The organism is Actinomadura violacea (assembly GCF_017573465.1).
Lineage (GTDB): Bacteria > Actinomycetota > Actinomycetes > Streptosporangiales > Streptosporangiaceae > Spirillospora > Spirillospora violacea.
This window is the reverse complement of sequence record NZ_JAGEPF010000023.1, coordinates 126,245-149,202: the sequence shown is the minus strand read 5'-3', so window position 1 is coordinate 149,202 and position 22,958 is coordinate 126,245. Positions and strand designations below refer to the sequence as shown.

Here is a 22,958-nt window from a genome sequence, read left to right as displayed (position 1 = left end):
CGGAAGGCCGCGAAACGCCAGGCAATTCATGTGTTCGCAGTGACTTCGGCGCCATGGAAATGACCTCCCGGTCAACGGGATCCTCACCCGACGGCCACGTTCCGCAGCCGGGCCGCCACCGACGGCACTGGTCACGGCCCGTGGTCACGGTCCAAAGCGTCGATCCGCCGCCCCGGCGCCGTCCCGCGTTCGATCCGGGGGCGTGGCGGGAGTATCCTCACCCGCGCCGATCGGCGGACGGACCGCCCGGTCCGGCCGTTCTAACACGGATGGGCCGTTTTGCCGAAGACGCGCTTTTTCATACTTCCCAAAAACGTGCTTCGATCCTCTAACATAGGGCGGTGCCGTTCCGCCCCAGAACAGACCCGTCGACTGGCTGGTGACCCCTTGCCCCAGGATTCAGCCGCCCCCACGCCTCCGGCCGAGGGCGATCAGCCCGGCAGACTGATCGACTACCCGCGGCGCGGCGGCCCCACGGTGCTCCGCATCCTGCTCGGCGCGCAGCTGCGCCGGCTGCGGGAGTCGCGCGGCATCTCGACCGAGCAGGCGGGCTACGAGATCCGCGGTTCGCACTCCAAGATCAGCCGGATGGAGCTGGGCCGCGTCGGGTTCAAGGAGCGCGACGTCTCCGACCTGCTCACGCTCTACGGCGTGAACGACGTGGAGGAGCGCGCGCCGCTGCTGGAGCTGGCCAAGGAGGCCAACACCCCCGGCTGGTGGCACCGCTACGGCGACGTCCTGCCGAGCTGGTTCGAGGTCTACCTGGGGCTGGAAGAGGCCGCGTCGCTGCTGCGGACCTACGAGCTGCAGTTCGTCCCCGGCCTGCTGCAGACCGAGGACTACGCGCACGCCGTGGTGCGGCTCGGGTACTCCGACGCCTCCGACGAGGAGGTCGAGCGGCGCGTCCAGCTGCGCACGACGCGGCAGCGGCGGTTCACCTCGCCCGGCGCGCCGACGCTGTGGGCCGTCCTGGACGAGGCGGTCGTGCGCCGCCCGCTCGGCGGCCGCGACGTCATGCGGCGCCAGCTCGAGCACCTCATCGCGATGTCGGAACTGCCGAACGTCACGCTGCAGATCGTGCCGTTCGGGGCGGGCGGGCACGCGGCCGCCGGCGGCCCGTTCACCATCCTGCGGTTCGCCGAGCCGGGCCTGTCCGACGTGGTCTACCTGGAGCAGCTCACCAGCGCGCTCTACCTGGACAAGCCGACCGACGTCGACACCTACATGCGCGCGATGAACAACCTGTGCATCACCGCAGCGCGCCCCGATGACACGGCCCGGCTGCTCACCGGCATCCTCAAGGAGCTCTGACCGTCGGCTAGGCGGGCGGCGGAGCCGCCTCGCCGAGGACGCTCTCCCTCCGGCTGCGGCTTCCGCCCCGGAACTCCGCGATGACGTCCCCGTCCGGGACGCGCCGGACCGTCACGTCGTAGACGCCGCTGCGCCCGTACCGGGTGCGTTCGACGGCCGTCGCCTCCAGGACGTCGCCGGCGCGGGCCGGTGCGACGAACACGACGTCGGCGGACGCGGCGACCGTCACGGCGCCGTGGGTGTTGCACGCGTAGGCGAACGCCGAGTCGGCCAGCAGGAACAGGTAGCCGCCGTGCGCGATGCCGTGGCCGTTCACCATCGCCGGGGTGAGCGTCATGCGCAGCACCGCCCGTCCCGGCGCGACGCCGGTGATCTCCATTCCGAGGTCCTGCGCGACCTTGTCGTCCGCGTACATCGTCTCGGCGCATCGCCGCGCCAGCTCGCCCGGATCGCTCACCGTCCCCAGCGTAATGAGCCCACGGGGATTGGGCCCCGGCGTCGGGGAAGGTCATTCTGGGTTCGGGGGTTCACACAGGTGGCCGTGGTACGGCCGGAGCCGGATTGAGGAGGACTCGATGCTGTACGGCAAGGAGCACGTCGAGCGTTACCGGGAGACGGACGGCGCTGAGGGGCACGACTGGCAGGGGACCATCACGCTGCTGCTCACGACGACGGGGCGGCGCAGCGGCAAGGAGTACACGACGCCGCTCATCTACCAGCCGGAGGGCGACGCGTATCTCATCGTCGCGTCCAAGGGCGGCGCGGACGAGCCGCCGGAGTGGTACCTGAACCTGGAGGCGGATCCGGAGGTGAAGGTGCAGGTGAAGGGCGACAGGTTCACCGCGCGGGCGCGCACCGCGACGGCGGCGGAGAAGCCCGCGTTCTGGAAGAAGATGGCGGCGACCTGGCCCGCCTACGACGAGTACCAGCAGAAGACGGACCGCGAGATCCCCGTGGTCGTCCTCGAGCGGGTCTGACCGCCGGGGTCTGAGCACCGGGGTCCGCCGGGCGCGGGCGCGAACCGCCCGGCCCGGCCGGTTCCCTTTCGCGGGAGCGCCGGGACGTGTAGCGTCGGGTGGGAACATCCGTTCGACCACCGTCCGTCCGAGGCCGCCGAGGTGCGAAGGTGCCGACGTCCCGCAGCGCTGACGAACCGAGCACTGGGCAACGCGGCGCCGCCGCGCTCGGTGCCGGTGACCGCTTCACCGCCGCGAACGGCGCGGACGAGGGTCCGCCGCCCCGGCTGCTGAAGCGCTGGGGGCTCGACGCGGTCGGGGCGCCCGAGGCGCTGGACGGTGCGTCCGGCCGGCGGTGCTGGCGGGTCGGGACGTCCGAGGGCCCGTTCTTCCTGAAGGAGTACGCCCCGCCCGAGCGCACGCGGGTCCGGTTCCAGCATGAGCTGACGGGTGCGCTCGACGCCGCGGGGCTTCCCGTGCTCGCGCCGCTGCCGGCGAAGTCCGGACGCACGCTCGTCACCGCGTCCGGGCACGCCTACGCGCTGTACCCGTGGGTCGCCGGCCGGCGGCGCGGCGGGCTCGAGCTGACGTTCCGGCAGTGCGCGGAGCTCGGCGAGCTGCTCGGCCGGCTGCACGCCGAACTGGAGCGGGTCACCGCGCCGGTGCAGCAGAGCCTGCTCGTGCCGACGCCGCGGGCCGCGGACGCCGCGGCGGCCGTCGAGGCGATGCTGGAGGCCGTCCCCGCGGACGGCGGCGGTACCGACTTCGACGCGCTGACCGGGCGCAGGCTGCGGGAGCGGCGCGCGCTGCTCGCCGAGTTCGCCGGGCACCAGCCGCCGGAGATCGAGGTCAGCACGGTCGGGCATCTGCACGGCGCCTTCCACGCGGGGCATCTGCGGTACGCGGGCGCCGGCAACGTCACGGCGGTGCTCGGCTGGGACGCGCTCACCACGGGCCCCGTCGCGGGCGAGGTCGTGCGCGCGGCGGCGCGGCTGTTCGCCTGCGAGGACGAGCGCGGGCTCGACATCGACCGGGTCCAGGCGTTCGTGCGGGGGCACCGCGCGGCGTTCCCGCTGGACGCGGGGCAGATCCAGTCGGCGGTGCACCGCGAGTGGTGGGAGCGGCTCTGCGACGTCGCGCCGCTGCGGTACCGCTACCTGGGCGAGGACGGTGCGGGCGAGCGGGGCGCCGCCGGGCTCGTGGCCTGGTGGTCCGAGCAGCTCGAACGCACGCTCGACGCGTTCGCCGCCCCGTACACCGACGCCTTCACCGAGGCTCCGGGCGACAACCCCGCCTACGGCTGAACGACCTCCTCACACACGGCTCACCCGCCGCGATGAGTGGAGCGAGCGCGCGGTGAATCCGCGACGGGCGGGTGAACGCGGGTAAGGGCCTTCCGGGATGCGCGGCGCGCGAGGGTGTGCCAAGCTCGTTCCGAGCGTTATGTATCGATCAGTTCAAAAGGAGCCGGAGATGACGCGGATCGCAATGCTCGGCACCGGGATCATGGGTGCCGCGATGGCCCGGAACCTGCTGAAGAACGGCCACGAGGTCACCGCCTGGAACCGCACGCGGGAGCGCGCCGAGCCGCTGGCCGCCGACGGCGCCGACGTCGTGGACACCCCCGCCGAGGCCGTCGAGGGCGCCGACGCCGTCATGACCATGCTGAACGACGGCGACACGGCGCTGGCCGTGATGGCCGACGCGGCGGACGGGCTGCGGGCGGGGCAGGTCTGGGCGCAGATGGGCACGGTCGGCGTCGACGACGTGCCGCGGCTCGCCGCGTTCGCCGCCGAGCACGGCACGGCGTTCGTCGACTCCCCCGTCCAGGGCACCAAGCAGCCCGCCGAGCAGGGCAAGCTGCTGGTCCTGGCGGCCGGGCCGCAGGACGCCCGGACGGTCCTGGACCCGGTGTTCGACGCGATCGGCAGCCGCACGCTCTGGCTGGACGAGGACGGCGCGAGCGGTGCGGGGACCCGGCTGAAGCTCGCCGCGGTGAGCTACGCCATCTCCCTGACCTCCGTGATCGCCGAGTCCGTCGCGCTGACCAAGGGGCTCGGGCTCGACCCGGCGCTGCTCGGCGAGGTCCTCACCGGCGGCCCGCTCGACAACGCCTACCTGCAGATCAAGATGAAGGCGATGCTCGCCGACGACTACACGACGAGCTTCGCCGTCCGCAACGCGGAGAAGAACACCCGGCTGATCCACGACGCGGCGGAGTCGGCGGGCGTCCGCGTGGACGTCAACGACGCCGCGGGCGACCGGTTCCGCCGCGTGATCGACCAGGGCCACGGCGACGAGGACATGGCGGCGACGTACCGGGCGAGCTTCGGCGGCTGATCCGTCCGGGGCCCGTGGGCGTGGCGGTGCGCCGCGGAGGCCGGCGCGGGGCGAGGATGTGCGCATGGAGGTACTGAGCAGCCGCGTCCTGCTGCGCCCGGCCGACCTCGACCGCAGCCGGCGGTTCTACCGCGACGTGCTGGGGCTCGCGGTGTACCGCGAGTTCGGGCCGCCGGACTCCCCCGGCGTCGTGTTCTTCCTCGGGTCCGGGTTCCTGGAGGTGTCGGGGCAGGGACCGGGCGGCGCCGGCCCGTCCCCGATGATCTGGCTGCAGGTCCGCGACGTCCGGGCCGAGCACGAGCGGCTCGCGGCCGCCGGCGCGCGGGTGGTCCGCGAGCCGCGCGAGGAGCCGTGGGGCCTGGTGGAGATGTGGCTCGAGGACCCGGACGGTGCGAAGATCGTCGTCGTGGAGGTCCCGGAAGGGCATCCGCTGCGACGCGACCCGCGATCCTGAGCGAAGGTGCGATGACCGAGACGCCCGCGGAGTACTGGAACCACAACACCCACTACCACGGCGTCGTGCTGCGCAACGTGCCGCGCGGCTGCGGCGAGGCGCTCGACGTCGGCTGCGGGGACGGCCTGCTCGCGCGGCGCCTGGCACCGCGCGCCCAGCACGTGACGGGGCTCGACCGGTCGGCGGAGATGGTCGTCAGGGCGAAGACGCTGAGCGAGGGCGTCGGGAACGTCGACTTCGTCGAGGCCGGGCTGCTGGAGTACGACCTGCCGGAGCGGTACTACGACTTCGTGTGCTGCGTCGCCGCGATCCACCACATGGAGTTCGCCGAGGGGATGGCGGCGATGCGCGACGCGGTCAGGCCGGGCGGCGCGCTCGTCGTGATCGGCCTGGCGAACAACGCGGGGACGAAGGACTTCCTCTACGGGGCGGCGGGCCTGCCCGGGCACCTGCTCCACAGCCGGGTCCTGAAGCGCGCGAGCGCGGGTGAACCGGGCGCGCCGCTCGCCGATCCCGACATGACCTGGGGCGAGGTGCGCGACGAGGCGGCGCGGCTGCTGTCCGGTGCGGTGTTCCGCCGGCATCTGCTCTGGCGGTACTCGGTCGTGTGGCACCGGCCGCGCTGACCTGCGCCTCCCGCCGCGAAAACTGGAAAACGCTGGAACTGTCTGGAAGCTGCTGTACTGTCTGCCGCATGCCCCCGCCCCCCGGCGTCCCGGCGCCCGACGCGCTGGAGGCGCGCATCGCCGAGCTGCGCGCCGGCGTGCGCCGCGCGATGGCCGCGGGCGACCGGCCGGCGGCCCGCGCGCTCCGCGCCGACCTGCGCCGCGCCGAGCAGGAGTGGGACGCCGCCGTCCTCGGCGACGCCGGCGAACCGGACGAGCCGGCGCCCGCCGACCGCGGGCTGCTGCCCGTCCGCGAGCAGGTCCACCAGGCGCTGACGCTGCTCGGGGTGCCCGCCGCGCCCAAGCTCATCGGGTCGGTGTACGCGGCGTTCTTCCCCGGCGAGATCCCCGGGACGCGGCTGACGAGCCTGCGCCGCGACGAGGAGCGCTCGTTCCGCACGGCGCCCTACGCTCGGCCCTACTACCTGTGCGCCGCGCTGACCGCCGACCTGCTCGCGCCCGCGCGCGGCCTCCTCACGGTGAGCACCTGGCCGCTGGAGCAGCGGATCGTCGGGCCGCTCAGCCCGCGCACCGACTTCCTCGCCTCCGCGGTCCGCCTCGCCGAGCACGCCGGGCGCACCGCGCCCTCGCCGGACGCGCAGCGGCTGCTGTGGCGGTTCGCCTCCAACATTCCCGGTGCGGTCACCGGTACGGTCGGTACAGTCGATCCGGCCGGGCTCGCCGAGGCCGCCCGAGCCGAGCTGGACGTGCACCGGGAACCCGACCGGCGGCGCCGCGCGTCGGCCGCCGGGCGCGCCCGGGCCCAGCTCGACGACGCGGAACGGCTGTTCGGCAGCCGGCTGCGGGCCCTGCAGGATTCCGCACGGCGACGTGCCAGCTCTGGAGAAACGGACCGATGACCGAGACCGCGCCGGACCTGGACCGGCTGCGCGGAAGCGCTCCGCCGCGCAACCACGACGCCCGCACGATCGCGGCCCTGACCGCCAATCCCGGCTGCGCCCGCCGCGGGCTGATGGACGCGGCGGGCGTCGACAAGGACGCGGTGGCGCGCGCGCTCGGGTTCCCCGCCCCGTTCGGCCAGTCGCAGTTCGCGATCACCCGCGGCAACGTGTTCGAGGCGCAAGTGAAGGCGGACGGCTGCGCGGAGCTGCTGACGCTGCTGCGCGACCGGATGGGCCTGGCGGTGTCCGAGGTCGCCTACGACGACCTGGAGGTCGTCGCGGGCAACGAGGGCCGGGAGCTGCGCCACACCCGGACCCGGCGGCTGCTCGCCCGCGCGCTCGGCACCGGCGAGGGCACCCTGTTCGACCATCCGCTGCTGCGGCTGGAGATCGGCGGGCAGCTCGCCTACCTGGAGCCGGACGTCATCGCGTTCCAGATCGCGGGCCGGCTGCACGTCATCGAGATCAAGTCGTTCGCGGTGGTGGACGGGCAGGCCGAGCCGGAGCAGGTCGCGGCGGCCGCCCGCCAGTCGGCGGTGTACGTGCTGGCGCTGCGCCGGCTGGTCGCCGAGCTCGGGCACGACCCGGAGCGGGTGTCGCACGAGGTGTTCCTGGTGTGCCCGGAGAACTTCTCCAACCGGCCGACCGCGACGCCGCTGGACGTCCGCCCGCAGCTGGCCGTGCTGGAGCGGCAGCTCGCGCGGCTGACCCGCGTCGACACGATCCTGGACGCACTGCCCGAGGACCTGACGTTCGAGCCCGGCGAGCACCTCGCCGACTCCGTCCGCACGGTCGAGGCGCGGTACGCGCCCGAGTGCATGGCGGGCTGCGAGATGGCGTACTTCTGCCGGGACGAGGCGCGCGGGTGCGGGGCGACGGGGGCGCTCGGCCGGTCCGTCCGCGACGACCTGGGCGGGGTGGACGCGATCGGCACGGCGCTGGGCCTCGCGGACGGGTCGCTCAGCCCGTCCGACGACCTCGCGGAGACGGCGGAGCAGCTGCGCGCCGCGGCGCGGCTGCGCGCCGAGGCCCTCGGCACCGGCGGCAGGGGCGTCGCGTGACGGCCCGATGAGCGCGCTGAGCTCGCTCGCGCGGCTGGAGGCGGTGCGGGCCGGGGCCGCGCAGCCGCTGGCGACGGTCCGGCACGTCCACGTGTCCGACGCGCCGCTGGTGCTGATCCCGCTGAAGCTCGCGGGCGAGGCGGCGGCGCCGCTGGCGGTCATGCTGGGGTCGGCGCCGGACGACCCGTCGCTGCTGGTGGTGCCGCAGCCGCGCAACCGCGACCTGCGGTTCGCGTTCGCGGCGGAGCTGGCCAAGCTGGTGCTGAACCACATCGAGACGAGCCGCGGCGAGGTGGAGGAGCTGCCACCGGGCAAGGAGGGCGACGAGCGGATCCGGTACGGGAACGCGCCGCAGCTGCTCGTGCCGAACCGCGGCGGGGTCTCGTTCCTGCGGCTGATGGGCCGCTCGACGCGGTTCCGCAGCACCGAGGGCCCGTACGCGGTCGACCCGGCGGTGCCGGTGCTCGGCCGGTGGCTGACCTGGTTCGCCGACCGGCACGACCATCCGGGGTCGTCGCTGCTGCGCGCCATGACGGAGGTGCTGCGGCTGCACTGGGCGACGGGGCAGAGCTCGGTCGAGGACGGCAACCTCGCCGCGCTGATGGGCTGGATCGACCCGCCGGACGGCCTCGACGGCCCCGCCGCCGCGGCGCGCGCCGAGGACCCGGTGGCCTTCCCGCCGGCCGGGCCCGCGACCGACCCGACGTTCGACAACGAGGTGCTCGCCCCCGCGATCACCGCCTACGACCGGTCGGGCGGCGACCCGCGCGCCGGGGACCGGCTCCGCGCGCTGATCGCCGGGCAGCTGACCCCCACCTGGGACCTGATGTGGCGCGCGGTGGGCCTGCTGCGCGCGATGCCGGAGGGCGCGAGCGTCCAGCGCCGCTGGGAGCGCGACCGGGACGCCTTCACCTATTACCACCAGACGTTCGGCGAGGCGTATCCTCAGGCGCGCCGCGACCCGCCCGTCCGGGCGGCGCGGCGGCTGCACGATCTCGAACGCGCCCAGGACGCCTACGAGGCGCAGCGGGCGTTCGACGACCCCCTGGTCATGGCCGAGCACCGGCTGGCCGGGCAGGCGTTCGGCGGGCCGGTCACCGAATGCGACCCGGCCCGGCTGGACGAGACGGGCAAACGGCCGAAGCTGCGCCCGCTGCTGCGGGTCCGCACCGAGGACCCCGTGCGGCTCGACATCGGGACGACCGTCTGCAACGCGGCGCGCCCGGCGCTGAAGGGGAGGATCGTGGAGATCGGCGACGGCGGCGTGCTGCTGGAGCTGACCGGCGGGATGGGCCGCAAGCTCACCCCCGAGCCCGGCGCCGTCCCCGAGGTCGGCGACCGGGTGTGCTTCACCTCGCTGTCAGAGGGCTCGTTCGGCGCGGCGAAGTTCCCCGACCGGGAGGACACGCCGTGGACGCACGGCGGGCCGCCCGAGGAGTACGTGCCGACCGACGAGGACGCCGAAGAGGACTGGTCATGACCGAACGCCACCTCGTCGCCCTCACCGAACCCGAGATCGACCCCGTCCTCGACCCAGGCGAGGCCGCGACGCGGGCCGTCGACGGCGTGCTCGCCGACCTCGGCGGCGGCCACCGCGGCGTGGTGGTCGACTCCCCGCCCGGCGCGGGCAAGTCGACGCTGGTGGTCCGCGCGGCCGCGCACCTCGCCGAGGCGGGCGAGCGGCTGATGATCGTGGCGCAGACCAACGAGCAGGTCGACGACCTCATCGAGCGGATCGCGACGAAGCACCCGCGGCTGACGCTGGGCCGGCTGTCGGCGTCGGGGTACCTGCCGTCCGAGCGGGTGCTGGCGCATCCGTCGGTGCGGGTCGCGCAGAAGGCCGATGACCTCGCCGAGCACACCATCGTCATCGCCACCGCCGCGAAGTGGGCGACGCTCTCGGACGGCTCATGGCCGTGGGCGATCGTCGACGAGGCGTACCAGATGCGCTCCGACATGCTGCTGCGCATCGCCGGCCGGTTCGAGCGCGCGCTGTTCGTGGGCGACCCCGGGCAGCTCGACCCGTTCTCCACCGTCGAGGTCGAACGCTGGGCGGGCCTGTCGTGGGACCCGATGCGCAGCGCCGTGTCGGTCCTGCTCGCGCACAACCCCGGGCTGCCCGTCCACCGGCTGCCGGTGTCGTGGCGGCTGCCCGCGTCCGCGGCGCCCGTCGTGTCCGACGCGTTCTACCCGTTCACGGGGTTCCGCGCCGGGACGAGCGACGGCGACCGGCGGCTGGAATACGGCGCGCGCGGCATGGGCACCACCTACGACCACGCCTTGGAGGAGGCCGCCGCGACCGGATGGGCGCTGTACGAGCTGCCCGCCCGGCACACGCTGCGCACCGATTCCGAGGCCGTCCGCGCGACCGCGGCGCTGGCGGTCCGGCTGCTGCAGCGCGGCCCGATCGCGCACTCCGAACTCGGATCCAAGCCCGTGGACGCGACCCGCGTCGCGATCGGCGCGGCGCACCGCGACCAGGTCACCGCGATCCGCGCGGCGCTCGGCGAGCACGGCGACGGCATCACCGTCGACACCGCCAACCGCCTGCAGGGACGCGAGTACGACGTCACGGTGATGCTGCACCCGCTGTCGGGGCGCCGCGACGCCACCGCGTTCCACCTGGAGTCGGGACGGCTGTGCGTGCTGACGTCCCGGCACCGGCACGCGTGCATCGTGGTGGCGCGGGCGGGCATCCCCGAACTGCTGGACGCCCACCCGTCCACCGAGCCCGTCCATCTCGGCGTGCCGGTCAAGTTCCCGGACGGCTGGGAGGCGAACCAGTCGATCCTCGCCCACCTCGCCCGCCACCGGGTCGCCGCGGACTGACGGCCGCGGCGGCTACGCGGGACCGGCGGTGGCGGCCCAGCGGCCGTTGTTCCGGGTGATCGTGATCGGGTGGTCGAAGCACGCGCTGACCAGCTCGGTCGTCAGCACCTCGTCCGCCGGGCCCGACGCCAGGACCTGGCCCTCGCGCAGCAGCAGCGCGTGGCTGGTGCTGATCGGCAGCTCCTCCAGGTGGTGCGTGACGAGCACCGTCGTCAGGTCGGGGCGCTCGCCGCGCAGCTGGTCGATGCTCGCCAGCAGCCGCTCGCGGGCGGCGACGTCCAGGCCGGTGGCGGGCTCGTCGAGCAGCAGCAGCGGCGGGTCCGGCATCAGCGCCCGCGCGATCAGCGCCCGGCCCCGCTCCCCCTGCGACAGGTTCGGCCAGCGCGCGTCGGCGCGCGCCGTCAGCCCGAGCAGCGCGATCAGCTCGTCGGCGCGGCGCAGCTCGTCCTCGGCCGGTGTCCAGCGCGGGACCAGCTCGATGGTGCCGGTGACGCCGGTCAGCACGATCTCCCGGACGGTCCGCGCCGACTGCAGCGGATGCCGCGGGTTGACCTGCCCGATCAGCCTGCGCAGCTCCTGCACGTCCACCCGGCCGAGCCGGCGGCCGAGGATCTCCGCGCCGCCGCGCGTCGGGTGGGTGTAGGCGCCGAGGATGCCGAGCAGCGTGCTCTTGCCGGCGCCGTTCGGGCCGATCAGCGCCCAGTGCTCGCCGCGGAGCACCGTCAGGGTGACCCGGTCGAGCAGGAGCCGCCGGTCCCGGACGAGGTCGATCTTGTCGGCGTTGAGCACGATGTCGGCAGGGGCGGGAAGGGACAACGGAACCTCCCTTTCGAAGGCTCGGCGGGACGGGGCTCGCGAAAGGAGCCCCGGAACGGGGTGGGGAGGCGCGCGGGGTGTGCGTCCGGACACCGGGCCGGGATTGCCGGAGCGGCGGGAGGATCTTCAACGTACCCGAACGTCCGCGCCGCCGGGTACGAGGGACCCGCCCGGACGGATACTGTGAGAGCCGTGCCTCAGCGATCAGGGAGGGACATGGAGGAGATCGGCTTCATGTGCGCCCGCTGCGGCGGCGAGGTGCACGACGTCACCCACAACCGCGAGGGCTCGCTGGACGGGGTGGGCTACCGGCACAACCGCCGGGTGGAGCCGTGGGACCACGAGCTGGAGCTCGCCGTCGGCGAGCCGTCCCCGGGCGAGCCCGCGTGCGACTTCTGCGGCGCCGACGGGCCGACGTGGCTCTACTACCCCACGCTCGACCCCGAGGACACCGACATGTTCGAGGTCGAGCTGGACACCACGCACCTGTCCGACGACGACACCGCCGTCGCCGTGCTGAACATGCTCTACCCCTGGTACGCCTGCGACACCTGCTCGGTCCTGGTCGCCGACCGCAAGGTCGACGTCCTCATCTCCCGGGCCCTGGAGCGCACCCCCGTGCCGGCGGACGCCGCCGTCGACGAGGACACCGTCCGGGCCCGCCTGCGCGGCTCCCTGTCGGTGTTCTTCACCACCCGCCCGGGCCGCCCCCAGCCGTCGCGCGCGGTCTAGGACCAGGGGCGACGGGCCGGCCTGTCGGTGCCGCTCATTATGATCGGTGCCGTTTTCGTGCGGCGGATGTGATTACGGGGGATCCAGTGATCATCGATAGGCGGTTCCACGGCCCGGACGGGTCGGGCAACGGGGGGTACACGGCGGGGCTGCTGGCCAGCCGGGTGCCGATCGACACGGTGACGGTGACGCTGCGGCTGCCGCCTCCGCTGGAGACCGAGCTGGCCGTCACCGTGGACGACGAGCGCGGGCACAGCGCGCGGATGTGGGACGGGGACGCACTGGTGGCCGAGGCGCTCGCCGGGGCGATCGTGGTGCCGCCGGTGCCGCCGGTCCCGATCGCGGAGGCGCGGGAGGCGGCGGAGAAGTTCCGGGCGATCGAGAACCATCCGTTCCCGCGCTGCTTCGTGTGCGGGCCGGATCGCGAGCCCGGCGACGGTCTCCGGCTGGAGCCCGGGCAGGTCGGCGAGGGCACCGTGGCGGCGCCGTGGGTGCCCGACCGGGTGCCCGAGCGGACGCTGGTGTGGGCGGCGCTGGACTGCCCCGGCGGCTGGTCGTTCGACGTGGCGGGCCGTCCGGCCGTCCTCGGCACGATGACCGCGCAGGTCACCGACGTGCCCGAGGCCGGCGAGGAGTGCGTGGTGATGGGCCTGGCGCGCAGCCGCGAGGGCCGCAAGATGCACGCGGCGACGGCGCTGTACGGCGCGGACGGGCGGCTGCTCGGCCGCTCCGAGCAGATCTGGATCGAGATCGACCCGGAGCGGTTCGGGCGGTGAGCGCGGGCGGGCGGCGGGCCGGTGATCCGGAGCCGCCGCCCGCCAGACCGTTTCCACCCGATCGCCGGAAATATGTCAGGCGACATGGTCCGGCGCCGGGGTTACGCTGTTCGATCTGACTTTCCGCGACAGCAGAGGCGGGTCAGATGAGCGGTACGGCGTTACTTCTCCTCGGGGTGGCGGCGCTCGCGGTGTACACCGGCAGGCACTGGGAGCGGGCGCGCCGCGCCGCCTCCGACATGCGGCTCAGCCGGCAGCGGGTCGCCGGCCTGCGGCGCACCGCGGTGCGCGAGCGCGGCCAGGCCACCATGATCGTCGCTGGGACGCTCTTCGTCCTGGTGCTCGTCGTCAAGTACGGCTGAGCCGCGGGCCCGCGCCCGTCACCCGGCCCGCGGCCATCACCGGCCCGTGCTCGTCACGGGCCGGTGCCCGTCACGGGCCGGTGCCCGTCACGGGCCGGTGCCCGTCACGGGCCGGTGCTCGTCACGGGCCGGTGAACAGCGGGTCCTCCCGGTCGGCGCCGTTGAGCGGGCGGCCGGGCACGGGCGGGCCGTCTGCGGCGAGCCCGCCCCCGGGCAGAGGGGTGCCGCCGGTCTGCGACGGCGGCGGCATCATGTGCCCGCCCGACTGCGACGATCCGGCCGGAGGGAAGCCGTGGGTCCCGTTCGGGCCCTGCGGACCGTTCGGGTCCTGCGTCCCGTTCGGCCCCTGGACACCGTGCGGGACGGGCGCGCCGAGCGGGGCGCCGGAGCCGTTGACCGGGCCGGCGGCCGCCATCGGCGGCTGGCCGCCGCCCGCGGCGTGCGCGTACCCCGGCGGCGGGACGGGGCTGCCGCCCTGCAGCCGGCCGCCCGGCGGGATGTTGGACGACAGCGTGTTGTGGGTGAGCTGGTCTATCTGGCGGCGGGCCCGGTCGGCCTCGGCGCGGGCGGCGTCGCGCTCCTCGGCGAGGGCCGACAGCGCGGCCTGCTGCTCGGCGACCGACTGGGACAGCTGGCGCAGCTGCACCGCCTGGTCGCCGACCTTCGCGGTCAGCTCGTCGCGCTCGGCGGTGGCGGTCTCGGCCTGCGCCCGCGCGGCGTCGCGGTCCTTGGCGGCCTCCTCGGCGCGGGCGTTGGCGCGGACGACCTCCGCCTCGGCCTCCGACTGGGCGCGCAGCGCGGCGGCGCGCTCCGCCTCGGCCTTGCTGGCGGCCTGCATGGCGTGCTGGCGCTGCGCCTCGGTGTCGCGCATGGCGTTGCGCAGGTCCTCGGCGCCCTGCTTGGCGACCGCGGCCTCGACCCGCTGCGACTCGGCGGCGCCCTCGGCCTCGGCGAGCTTGGCGTGCAGGCCGACCAGCTCGGCGCGGGCGGCCTCGAGCGCGGCGAGCAGCTCGGTCTCGCGGGCGGCGACGCGGTCGCGCTCGCTCTCGGCGGCGAGCTTGGCGGTCATCGACTGCTGCGCGATCTGGTGCGCCTCCTCCCACGCCTGCTGCGCGGCGTCGCGCTTGGCGGTGGCGAGCCGGGCCTCCTCGCGGGCGTCGGCGGCGGCCTTGTCGGCCTCGTCCGCGCGGCCGCGGGCCGAGGACGCCTCCTGCCACGCCTCCTCCGCCTTGCGCTGCGAGGCGTCCCGCTCGCTCTGCGCGATGGCCAGCTCGCGGGCGGCCTCGGCGCGCACCTCGGCGACCCGGCGCTCGACGCCGGCGACGCTCAGCTCGGAGGTCAGCGAGTCGGCGAGCAGGTCCGCGGCCTTCTCCAGCCGCTCGACCATCTCCCAGGCGGAGGCGACCTGCCCGGTGAGGCCCGGCGCGTCCCGGCCGCGCTCGCGGCGGTCGCGGGCCTCGCGGGCGCAGGCGCCGTCGTTGTCCTGGCAGTACCGGACGGCGCGGACCGCTCCGACCGGCTGCGGCACCGGCCGGCCGCAGTTCGCGCACGGCCAGACGGCGACCGGGTCGCCCATCCGCGCGATCACCGTCTCCGGTGCGCCGGCGGCCGCGATGTCGGTGCGCGGCCGCGGCGCGCCCTGCTCCTGTGTGCCGTGCTGCTGTCCGGTCTGCTGCTGTCCGGTCTGCTGCTGTGCGGTCTGCTGCGGCATGCCCTGCCGCGGGGCCCCCTGCTGCCCAGGCGAGCCCTGCCCGCCGTCCCCGTCGCCGTCCGCGGACGCGGCGTCCTGCGGACGCCCGCCCTCGGAGACCGCGCCCTCGGGAGCCGCGGCCTTCCCCTCGGGGCCGCTATTGTCGCGCTCTTCGCTGTTAGGCATGGAATGAACCATACGCACTAGTAGGCGGTACTGCAGTGACTTGCGAGGTACATGTGGGGCCTCCCACGTCGCACTGAAGTGAGTAGAACGGTCCCGGCGGGCCGGCGTCAGCGCGCGGCGAAGCGGTCGGTCGCCTCGATGAGCCGGTGCCGGGTGCCGGGCTCGGCGCCGCCGTGCCCCGCGTCCTCGACGATGTGGAACTCCGCCTCCGGCCACGCCTGGTGCAGATCCCACGCCTGGTCCGGCGGAGTCTTCATGTCGTAGCGCCCGTTGACGATGACGGCGGGAATGTGCCGGATCCGGTCGACGCCCGCGAGCAGCCCGCCCGCGGGCAGGAAACCGCCCGCGGCGATGTAGTGGCGGGTGATGCGCGCGAAGGCGAGGATCGTGGGCTCGTCGAGCTCGGGGGGCGTGGCGGGCAGCAGCGTGTTCGCGCACATCTCCCAGTCGATCCACGCCCGCGCCGCCGGCAGGTGGACGGCCGGGTCCGGGTCCTCGATGCGGCGCCCGTAGGCGGCGAGGAGGTCGTCCTGCTCGTCCGGCGGGATCGCGTCGCGGAACGCGGCCCACTCGGCCGGGAACAGATGGGCGGCGCCGGTCGGGGTGAACCCCCACGCCTCATCGGACGGGCGGACGAGGTAGACGCCGCGCAGCACCATCTCGGTGACCCGCTCGGGATGTGCCTGCGCGTAGGCGAGCGCGAGGGTGCTCCCCCAGCTGCCGCCGAACACCAGCCACCGGTCGACCGACAGGTGCTCGCGCAGCCGCTCGATGTCGGCGACCAGGTGCGGCGTCGTGTTGTGCTCGAGGGAGACGCCGTGGTCGCCGGCGTGCGGCCGGCTCTGACCGCAGTTGCGCTGGTCGAAAAGGACGATCCGGTACGCCTCGGGGTCGAGGAAGCGCCGGAAGGGGGGCACGATGCCGCCGCCCGGGCCGCCGTGCAGGAACACCGCGGGCTTGCCGTCCGGGTTCCCGCAGGTCTCCCAGTGGACGCGGTTCCCGTCGCCGACGTCCAGCAGGCCGGCGTCGTAGGGCTCGATCTCCGGGTACAGCTCCCTCAAGTCCATGCCCCCAGTCATATCCGACAATTGATCATGTTCGCACCGCGCTAGCATCGCGCGGGTGGAGATGACGTGCACGCAGTGCGGGGGCGGCGACTTCGAGGCCGGCTTCATCGAGGACGCCGGGCAGGCCAGCCAGGGGTACGCGCGCTGGATCGAGGGCGCGCTCGAGCTGGGCCTGTTCGGCGGCGCGAAGCGCATGGGCCGGCCCCGCCGGCAGATCGAGGCGTGGCGGTGCCGGCAGTGCGCGCATCTGGAGATGTTCGCGCGCGACCCCGCCTGAGCTACAGCTGGGCCATGGCCTTGCGGATGCGCTTGTCCGACACGGGGAAGCGGGTTCCGAGCTGCTGGGCGAAGAGGCTGACCCGCCACTCCTCCAGCATCCAGCGGATCTGCCGGGCGGGCTCCTCGTCGCGGCGCGACGGGTGCAGCCGGCGGAGCGCCTGCTCGTACTCCTGCTCCAGCACCTCGACCTGGTGCGCGAGCATCCGGTCGCGGCCCGGGTTCTCGGGCAGCTTGTCCAGCCGGATCTGCAGCGCGCGCAGGTAGCGGGGCAGGTCGGGCAGCCGCGCCCAGCCCGTCTCGGTGACGAACCCGGGATGGATCAGCTTCGCCAGGTGCCCGCGGATGCCGGTCAGCGCGGGCACGAGCGTGAGGCTGGCCGTGCCGCGCAGCCGCCGGTCCAGCTCGTGGGACTCGGCGAGGATCCGCTCGACCAGCCCGACGATCTGCGCGGTGGCGTCGTGCAGGTCGGCGCGGACCCGGTCGTACAGCGCGCGGAACCCGGCCTCGTCCCAGGCGGGCCCGCCGGCCTCGGCGATGAGCCGGTCGGCGGCGGCGGTGACGCAGTCGTCGAACAGCGCGGCGACCGACCCGTGCGGGCTGTGGCTGAGCGCGAGCTTGCCCTTGTTGGTCAGGCGGCCCTGGATGAGCTTCACCGGGGACGGCGCGTTCAGCAGGATGAGCCGGCGGGTGCCGAGCCACATGGCGCGGCGCTGCTCGGCCTCCGTCTCGTACATGCGGACGGCGACGCTCGCGCCCTCGTCGGTCAGCGCCGGGTACGCCTTGACGTCGTAGCCGGCCTGCTTGCGCTCGTAGGTGCGGGGCAGCTCGCCGATCGTCCACTCGGTGAGGCCGGAGCGCTCCACGTTGGACGCGGCCTTCGAAAGCGTGCCGCGGACCTTGCCCGCGAGCGCGCGTTTCAGCTCGTCGAGGTCGGTGCCCTCGCCGAGGGTGCGCTTGCGGTCGTCGACGACCCGGAACGTGATCCGCAGGTGCGCGGGCAGCCGCGCGGCGTCCCACGCCTCCCGCGCGACCGGGACGCCCGTCATCGCGGTCAGCTCGCGTTCCAGCGCGTCGAGCAGCGGCTCGGTGCGCGGCGCCACGCGGTCGAGGACCTTGCGGGCGTAGTCGGGCGCCGGGACGAAGTTGACGCGCAGCTGCTTCGGCAGCGACCGGATCAGCTCGGTGACCAGCTCGGTGCGCAGGCCGGGGACCTGCCACTCGAACCCGTCCGGGCGGACCTGGTTGAGGACCTGGACGGGGACGTGCACGGTGACGCCGTCGGCGTCGGTGCCCGGCTCGAACTGGTAGGTCAGGCGCAGCCGCAGCGGCCCCTGCTTCCACGAGTCGGGGTAGTCGGCCTCGCTGACGCCGCCCGCGGTCGCGTTGATGAGCATCGACTTCTCGAACCCGAGCAGGTCGGGGTGCGAGCGCCGCGCCTTCTTCCACCACGCGTCGAAGTGCCGCCCGGAGACGACGTCCTCGGGGATCCGCTCGTCGTAGAAGTCGAAGAGCGTCTCGTCGTCGACGAGGATGTCGCGGCGGCGGGCGCGGTGCTCCAGCTCCTCGACCTCGTCGAGCAGGGCGCGGTTGTCGTGGAAGAACTCGTGGTGGGTCTCCCAGTCGCCCTCGACGAGCGCGTGCCGGATGAACAGCTCGCGCGACAGCGCCGGGTCGATGGAGCCGTAGTTGACGCGCCGGTCGGCGACGATCGGGACCCCGTAGAGGGTGACCTTCTCGTGCGCCATGACGGCGGCCTGCTTCTTGGACCAGTGCGGCTCGCTGTAGTTGCGCTTGACGAGGTGCCCGGCCAGCGGCTCGATCCAGTCCGGCTCGATCTTGGCGTTGATGCGTCCCCAGAGCCGGGACGTCTCGACCAGCTCGGCCGACATCACCCAGCGCGGCGGCTTCTTGAACAGCGCCGACCCGGGGAACACGGCGAACTTCGCGCCGCGCGCGCCCAGGTACTCCTGGCCGCGGCGCGGCCTGTCCTTCTCCTTCTTGTCGGTGTCGACGAGACCGATGTGGGAGAGCAGGCCGGCGAGCAGGGAGACGTGGATCCGGTCGGGCGGCGCGTCGGCGGTGTTGAGGGTGACGCCGAGGGACTTGGCGACCTGCTTGAGCTGGCCGTGCAGGTCCTGCCACTCGCGGATGCGCAGGAAGTGCAGGAACTCGTTCTTGCACATCCGGCGGAACGCGCTGCCCGACAGTTCGTTCTGCTGCTCGCGCAGGTAGTTCCACAGGTTCAGGTAGGCGAGGAAGTCCGAGGTGGGGTCGGCGAACCGGCGGTGCCGGTCGTCGGCGGCCTGCTGGGCCTCGGCGGGCCGCTCGCGCGGGTCCTGGATCGACAGCGCGGCGGCGATGACCAGCACCTCCCGGACGCAGCCGTTGCGGTCGGCCTCCAGCACCATGCGGGCGAGCCGCGGGTCGACGGGCAGCTGCGCGAGCCGGCGGCCGAGCGGGGTGAGGCGCTTGCGCGGGTCCTTCTCGGCCGGGTCGACGGCGCCGAGTTCGTGCAGCAGGTCGACGCCCGCCTTGACGTTGCGGCGGTCCGGCGGCTCGACGAACGGGAACGCGGCGATGTCGCCGAGGCCGAGCGCGGTCATCTGCAGGATGACCGACGCGAGGTTGGTGCGCAGGATCTCCGGGTCGGTGAACTCGGGGCGGGACTCGAAGTCCTCCTCGGAGTACAGCCGGATGCACACGCCCTCGGACACGCGGCCGCAGCGCCCCTTGCGCTGGTTCGCCGACGCCTGCGAGACCGGCTCGATCGGGAGCCGCTGCACCTTCAGCCGGTGGCTGTAGCGGGAGATGCGGGCGGTGCCGGGGTCGACGACGTACTTGATGCCGGGGACGGTCAGCGAGGTCTCGGCGACGTTCGTCGCGAGGACGACGCGCCGCCCGCGGTGCGCCTGGAACACCCGGTGCTGCTCGGCGGCCGACAGCCGCGCGTACAGCGGCAGCACCTCGGTACTGCCCTTCTGCCGAGTGAAGTGCTTGGTCAGCGCGTCGGCGGTGTCGCGGATCTCGCGCTCGCCGCTGAGGAAGACGAGCACGTCGCCGGGCGCCTCGCGGCCCAGCTCGTCGACCGCCTCGATGATCGCCTGGATCTGGTCGCGGTCGGGGTCGGCGGACGGGTCGTCGGGATCGGTGACGGGCCGGTACCGGACCTCCACCGGGTACGTCCGGCCGGACACCTCGACGATCGGGGCGTCGCCGAAGTGCCGGGAGAACCGCTCGGGGTCGATCGTCGCCGAGGTGATGATCACCTTGAGGTCGGGACGCCGCGGCAGGATCTCCTTGACGTAGCCGAGCAGGAAGTCGATGTTGAGGCTGCGCTCGTGCGCCTCGTCGATGATCAGCGTGTCGTACTGGCGCAGCAGCCGGTCGGTCTGGATCTCGGCGAGCAGGATGCCGTCGGTCATCAGCTTGACGAGCGTGTCGTCGCTGGACCGGTCGGTGAAGCGGACCTTGTAGCCGACGGTGTCGCCGAGCTCGGTGCCGAGCTCCTCGGCGATCCGGTCGGCGACGGTGCGGGCGGCGAGGCGGCGAGGCTGGGTGTGCCCGATCGAGCCGAGGACGCCGCGGCCGAGCTCCAGGCAGATCTTCGGGATCTGGGTGGTCTTGCCGGACCCGGTCTCGCCCGCGACGATCACGACCTGGTGGTCGCGGACCGCGGCGAGGATGTCGTCCTTCTTCTGCGCGACCGGCAGCTCGGCCGGATAGGTGATCGCGGGCACGGCGAGGCGCCGCCGCTCGACCCGCCGCTCGGCGGCCTCGAGTTCGGCGGCGATCTCCTCGGCGACCTTCGCGCGCCGCGCCGCGTCCCGCATCTTCTGGCCGCCGTCGATACGGCGGCGGAGCCGGTGCTGGTCGCGCAGCATCAGCTCGGGCAGGCGCGCACGCAGGTCGGCGAGCGGCGATCTCACAGGCGTCCTCATAACCGTCGACAAGGATAGGGTTCCAGGCCGGCAGGTCCCGCTCACCCTCAAACCTTCGCACCGTAGCCGGATCCGCCCGCGCCGGGCGATCCATTTTCCGTCGGGCGCGCCGGTTACAACACCCGCCGCCCCGCCCGGCATTCCTGCGCCGCGAGGAGGCCGGCCCGCCTTGCCGCTAGGAGGCCCGGCCGGCCTTCTCGTGGGGCGTGCGCGGGACGAGGCGCAGGGCGAGGCCGGGGCAGATCGCGACGGCGCGCCGCGCGTCGGCCTCCAGCCGCACCGGGATGGGGTCGGTGGGGATCACCGGGTAGTTGTACTCGTCCATCCGGACGGTGCCGCGCAGCACGTCGGCGCACAGGCCGTGGCCGTCGCAGCGGCTCCAGTCCACCTCCAGCCGCAGCTCGGCCGCCTCCGCCTCGGCGGGCAGCACCCCGAGGACGGGCCGCCCGCAGCCGCCGCCCGAGGCGTGCCGGGCCACGTCGTCCGCGAAGACCTCCAGCGCGGACAGCACGAACCGGGCGGTGCCGTCGGGGTGGGCGCACGCGCCGCGCCCGGCGGCCATCCCGACGGCGCGGCGGACGGCCTCGCAGGCGGCCGCGACGCCCCGCCCGGCGGCGATGTCGGCGAGCGCGCCGGCGATGTCGGGCAGCCCGAGCCGGCACGGCCCGCACTGCCCGGCCGACTCGGCGGCCAGGTAACCGGCGACGCGCGCGCACTCGCCGAGCGGGCAGGTGCCGCGGCCGACCGGCATGACGATCCCGGCGCCGAGCGCGCCGCCCGCCGCGGCGAGCCCGGCGCGCGACACCACGGTCCGGCTCGCGACCTCGCCCTTCAGCCAGGCGCCGTGGTACCCGCCGACCAGCACTCCCTCGCCCGCCCGCGCGCCGCACAGGTCGAGCAGATGGCCGAGCGGCGCCCCGGCCGGCGTCTCCACCACGGCGGGGAAGCGGGCCGAGCCGGTCACGGTCAGCAGCACCGTGCCCGGCTCGTCGGGCGTCCCGATCCTGCGGTATTCGGCGGGGCCGAGCCCGGCGAGCACGGCCAGCTGGGCGTAGGTCTCGGCGTTGGACAGCAGCGTGGGCAGGCCGTCCACCCCGCGGGTCGAGGCGCGTCCCTTGCGGCCGGGCGGGATCGGGCGCTTGCCGTTGATGCCGCGCACCAGCGCGCCGCTCTCGCCGGTGACGAACCGCTCGGGCAGCAGCGCGACGCGGGCCCGGCCGCCGAGGTCGCGCTCGGCGATCGCGTCCCGCACCGAGCTCGCGGCCTGCCCGTCGGTCACGGCGACGATGATCTCCAGCGAGCCGAGCGCGGTCGCGGCGAGCGCGGCGCCGTCCAGGATCAGGTGCGGCGCGCCGCGCAGCAGCGCCTTGTCCTTGGCGCTGCCGGGCTCGCCCTCGGTGCCGTTGACCACCACGATCGTCCGCTTGCCGCGCCGGACGGCGCTGTCGGCGGTCGCCTGCACCTTGCGCGCGAACGGGAAGGCGGCGCCGCCGCGCCCGTGCAGCCGCCCCTCCTCGCACAGCGCGACGAGTTGGTCGGCGGTGAGAGGGCGCGGATGGGGATGGAGGGCTCGATGGGCGTCCCAGTCGAGGCGTCCGCCGTCCGCGAGCCCCTTGGTGAGGCGCGGCGGGCCGACGTGCCGGACGGCGAGCGCGCTCACGGCGTCCTCCTCTCCCGGGGCCGCAGGACGGGACGGGCGGCGAGCGCGAGCACGACCCCGGCCACGCACAGCAGGTAGCCCGCCGTCACCCACACGGCCGGGGCGCGGCCGGAGGTCAGGCCGTGCCAGATCCCGAGCGGCCACGCCGCGTAGGCGGTGAGATGCGTGGCCCGCCAGACCCACGGATGCCTGGTGCCGGCGAAGCGGCCGCGCGCGATGCCGCCGGCCACGGCGAGGAGCAGCAGGTAGAAGGCGATCACGCCGATGTCGTAGTCGGCGGCGTGCCGGCCGGGCAGCGGCAGGACCGCCTGGGCGATCCCGACCCGGTGCTCGGCGAGCTGCGAGCCGATGTGGACGGCCAGCATCGCCACGGCGAGGAACGCGGTGGCCCGGTGCACCGCCTGGGCCCGCACCCGGTGCCGGGAGGCGAGGATCGCGCGGTCGGTGGCCAGCAGCCCGATCATGACCGTCAGCGACAGCGCGACCAGCGCGAAGACCCCGCAGTAGAAGTCGAGGAACCGGCCGACCGGGTGCAGCACGGACGGCGCCCCTCCGGCCTCGGCGCCGAGGCCGAGGAGGGCGCCCGCCACGACGGCCGCCGCCGCCCCCGCGGCGATGCGGCCCCGGCGTCCGCTCCGCCCCCGCCGCGCGGGCGCGACGGCGGGCGCCGGCACGGGCCGGGGGCGTCCGCCGGGCCCGGCGAGGAACGCGCCGGTCATCTCGTGGGCGGGGCCGCGGCGCGGCACGTCCCCTGGCGGCGGTCCCTCAGGAGCCATGGCGGCACCCCCTGCCCTTCGCGTCGTCCGGGGAAGTCCCCTGGCGACTACGACGCGTGTTCGCCGCGATCCGGTTCGGTGACACGACCATCCCCCGTCCCCGCCGTTATCCGGAATGGTGGCAGGTCAGGACGGCTTCACCAGGTTCGCGACCGGAA

21 protein-coding genes are annotated in these 22,958 nt (G+C 74.5%); 14 read left to right on the top strand and 7 right to left on the bottom strand.

Annotation, left to right across the window (positions count from 1 at the left end):
• Positions 1-444: 444 nt before the first annotated feature.
• Complete coding sequence (locus J4709_RS34805; RefSeq protein WP_208247452.1) at positions 445-1,311, top strand: Sco1979 family transcriptional regulator; 867 nt, start codon at positions 445-447, stop codon at positions 1,309-1,311.
• Between the two features lie 7 nt (positions 1,312-1,318).
• Here J4709_RS34805 and paaI read toward each other — a convergent pair whose 3' ends face one another.
• Positions 1,319-1,726, bottom strand: coding sequence for a hydroxyphenylacetyl-CoA thioesterase PaaI (gene paaI, locus J4709_RS34800; RefSeq protein WP_208247450.1), 408 nt, complete (start codon positions 1,724-1,726; stop codon positions 1,319-1,321).
• A 160-nt stretch (positions 1,727-1,886) separates the two neighbouring features.
• Between paaI and J4709_RS34795 the strand changes: the two genes are divergently transcribed.
• The 9 genes from J4709_RS34795 (at position 1,887) to J4709_RS34755 (ending at position 10,518) form a co-directional block, all read left to right on the top strand.
• Positions 1,887-2,288: a nitroreductase family deazaflavin-dependent oxidoreductase gene (locus J4709_RS34795; protein ID WP_208247286.1), complete on the top strand. Its 402-nt coding sequence runs from the start codon at positions 1,887-1,889 to the stop codon at positions 2,286-2,288.
• A 149-nt stretch (positions 2,289-2,437) separates the two neighbouring features.
• Positions 2,438-3,571 carry a phosphotransferase enzyme family protein gene (locus J4709_RS34790; protein ID WP_307801807.1) on the top strand — a complete coding sequence of 378 codons (1,134 nt, stop codon included), beginning with the start codon at positions 2,438-2,440 and terminating at the stop codon, positions 3,569-3,571.
• Positions 3,572-3,740: 169 nt separating this feature from the next.
• A complete protein-coding gene (locus J4709_RS34785) occupies positions 3,741-4,607 on the top strand; it encodes an NAD(P)-dependent oxidoreductase (protein WP_208247284.1) in 867 nt (288 codons plus the stop codon).
• A 64-nt stretch (positions 4,608-4,671) separates the two neighbouring features.
• Positions 4,672-5,061: a VOC family protein gene (locus J4709_RS34780; protein WP_208247281.1), complete on the top strand. Its 390-nt coding sequence runs from the start codon at positions 4,672-4,674 to the stop codon at positions 5,059-5,061.
• A gap of 11 nt (positions 5,062-5,072) precedes the next feature.
• Positions 5,073-5,687, top strand: a complete 615-nt coding sequence (locus J4709_RS34775; RefSeq protein ID WP_208247279.1) for a class I SAM-dependent methyltransferase — start codon at positions 5,073-5,075, stop codon at positions 5,685-5,687.
• Positions 5,688-5,755: 68 nt separating this feature from the next.
• Complete coding sequence (locus J4709_RS34770; protein WP_208247277.1) at positions 5,756-6,586, top strand: serine/threonine-protein kinase; 831 nt, start codon at positions 5,756-5,758, stop codon at positions 6,584-6,586.
• On the top strand, positions 6,583-7,689 hold the full coding sequence (locus tag J4709_RS34765; RefSeq protein ID WP_208247275.1) for a hypothetical protein: 1,107 nt from the start codon (positions 6,583-6,585) through the stop codon (positions 7,687-7,689). Before J4709_RS34770 ends, J4709_RS34765 begins: the two co-directional genes overlap by 4 nt.
• A 7-nt stretch (positions 7,690-7,696) precedes the next feature.
• On the top strand, positions 7,697-9,169 hold the full coding sequence (locus J4709_RS34760) for a hypothetical protein (RefSeq protein WP_208247273.1): 1,473 nt from the start codon (positions 7,697-7,699) through the stop codon (positions 9,167-9,169).
• Positions 9,166-10,518 (top strand): AAA family ATPase, encoded by a 1,353-nt coding sequence (locus tag J4709_RS34755; protein ID WP_208247271.1) that lies wholly within the window; start codon positions 9,166-9,168, stop codon positions 10,516-10,518. Before J4709_RS34760 ends, J4709_RS34755 begins: the two co-directional genes overlap by 4 nt.
• Positions 10,519-10,530: 12 nt before the next feature.
• Here J4709_RS34755 and J4709_RS34750 read toward each other — a convergent pair whose 3' ends face one another.
• A complete protein-coding gene (locus J4709_RS34750) occupies positions 10,531-11,334 on the bottom strand; it encodes an ABC transporter ATP-binding protein (RefSeq protein ID WP_208247269.1) in 804 nt (267 codons plus the stop codon).
• Between the two features lie 216 nt (positions 11,335-11,550).
• Here J4709_RS34750 and J4709_RS34745 point away from each other — a divergent pair, with 216 nt between their 5' ends.
• From J4709_RS34745 to J4709_RS34735, 3 genes are all read left to right on the top strand, one after another.
• Positions 11,551-12,066 (top strand): hypothetical protein, encoded by a 516-nt coding sequence (locus tag J4709_RS34745; protein ID WP_173100653.1) that lies wholly within the window; start codon positions 11,551-11,553, stop codon positions 12,064-12,066.
• Positions 12,067-12,152: 86 nt separating this feature from the next.
• Complete coding sequence (locus J4709_RS34740; RefSeq protein ID WP_208247267.1) at positions 12,153-12,842, top strand: hypothetical protein; 690 nt, start codon at positions 12,153-12,155, stop codon at positions 12,840-12,842.
• 146 nt (positions 12,843-12,988) lie between these two features.
• The gene (locus J4709_RS34735; RefSeq protein ID WP_208247265.1) at positions 12,989-13,204 is read left to right on the top strand and encodes a hypothetical protein; all 216 of its coding nucleotides are present in this window, start codon (positions 12,989-12,991) and stop codon (positions 13,202-13,204) included.
• A 121-nt stretch (positions 13,205-13,325) separates the two neighbouring features.
• Here the strand turns inward: J4709_RS34735 and J4709_RS34730 are convergent, their stop codons facing one another.
• Both J4709_RS34730 and pip read right to left on the bottom strand, forming a co-directional pair.
• Positions 13,326-15,080 (bottom strand): coiled-coil domain-containing protein, encoded by a 1,755-nt coding sequence (locus tag J4709_RS34730; protein ID WP_232384498.1) that lies wholly within the window; start codon positions 15,078-15,080, stop codon positions 13,326-13,328.
• Between the two features lie 107 nt (positions 15,081-15,187).
• Positions 15,188-16,147, bottom strand: a complete 960-nt coding sequence (gene pip / locus J4709_RS34725) for a prolyl aminopeptidase (protein WP_208247264.1) — start codon at positions 16,145-16,147, stop codon at positions 15,188-15,190.
• Positions 16,148-16,208: 61 nt separating this feature from the next.
• On the opposite strand from pip, the gene J4709_RS34720 reads away from it, so the two are divergent.
• Complete coding sequence (locus J4709_RS34720; RefSeq protein WP_208247443.1) at positions 16,209-16,424, top strand: hypothetical protein; 216 nt, start codon at positions 16,209-16,211, stop codon at positions 16,422-16,424.
• 1 nt (position 16,425) lies between these two features.
• Here J4709_RS34720 and hrpA read toward each other — a convergent pair whose 3' ends face one another.
• The 3 genes from hrpA to J4709_RS34705 all read right to left on the bottom strand — a co-directional run bounded on the left by hrpA (position 16,426) and on the right by J4709_RS34705 (position 22,800).
• Positions 16,426-20,364: an ATP-dependent RNA helicase HrpA gene (gene hrpA, locus J4709_RS34715; RefSeq protein ID WP_208247262.1), complete on the bottom strand. Its 3,939-nt coding sequence runs from the start codon at positions 20,362-20,364 to the stop codon at positions 16,426-16,428.
• Between the two features lie 175 nt (positions 20,365-20,539).
• Positions 20,540-22,024, bottom strand: coding sequence for an NADH-quinone oxidoreductase subunit NuoF family protein (locus J4709_RS34710; protein WP_208247260.1), 1,485 nt, complete (start codon positions 22,022-22,024; stop codon positions 20,540-20,542).
• Positions 22,021-22,800 carry a ferric reductase-like transmembrane domain-containing protein gene (locus tag J4709_RS34705; RefSeq protein ID WP_208247258.1) on the bottom strand — a complete coding sequence of 260 codons (780 nt, stop codon included), beginning with the start codon at positions 22,798-22,800 and terminating at the stop codon, positions 22,021-22,023. The genes J4709_RS34710 and J4709_RS34705 overlap by 4 nt, the downstream gene beginning before the upstream one ends.
• Positions 22,801-22,958 lie beyond the last annotated feature (158 nt).